Origin of the sequence: Flavobacterium sp. LHD-80, from assembly GCF_030929605.1 — a bacterium.
Lineage (GTDB): Bacteria > Bacteroidota > Bacteroidia > Flavobacteriales > Flavobacteriaceae > Flavobacterium.
The window spans coordinates 1-578 of record NZ_JAVFVS010000025.1; the positions used below are offsets into that span (position 1 = coordinate 1).

Annotated in this window: 1 pseudogene; it reads left to right on the plus strand. The window is 49.7% G+C overall.

Going from position 1 to position 578, the window contains the following annotated elements:
- Positions 1–578, plus strand: a pseudogene (locus tag RB619_RS21055) (hypothetical protein); the annotation flags it as partial.

Sequence of the window (578 nt, forward strand, 5' to 3'; positions counted from 1 at the left end):
GCAAACGATACGCTGAACGGAACTCCGGCAACAGTAGGAACAGGCGCAGGGCAGGTAGGATTCACACTAGTAAGCACGCTTCCGGCAGGCCTTACGCTGAATGCAGACAAAACGATAACAGTAGCTCCAGGCACAGCATCAGGAAGCTACGAAGTGGAATACACGATCTGCGACAACGACCATGCGCTCAACTGCGATACGGTGAAGAGTTATGTTCAGGTTGTGGGAGATATACTTGTTGCCAATGCGGACAATCCGGCATCGGTAACACAATCAACAACGGCCCAGACAATCATTACAGCAATCAGCAACGATACCAGAAACGGACAGCCGTTTACGGCATCGGAAGTAGAAATAAAGACAACAACAGCGGATCCTTCAGGATATCTGACTTTGGATCCGACAACTGGAATTGTGACGCTTGGCGCGAATGCTCCAGCTGGAACTTATGCTCTGACATATTCGATCTGCGACAATACCAATGCATCGAACTGCTCGACTGCTGCAGTTACCTTGACGGTAAATGCTCCGGTTGTGATTCCTGTAATCGACGCAGTGACCGAAACTACTCTGGCAAT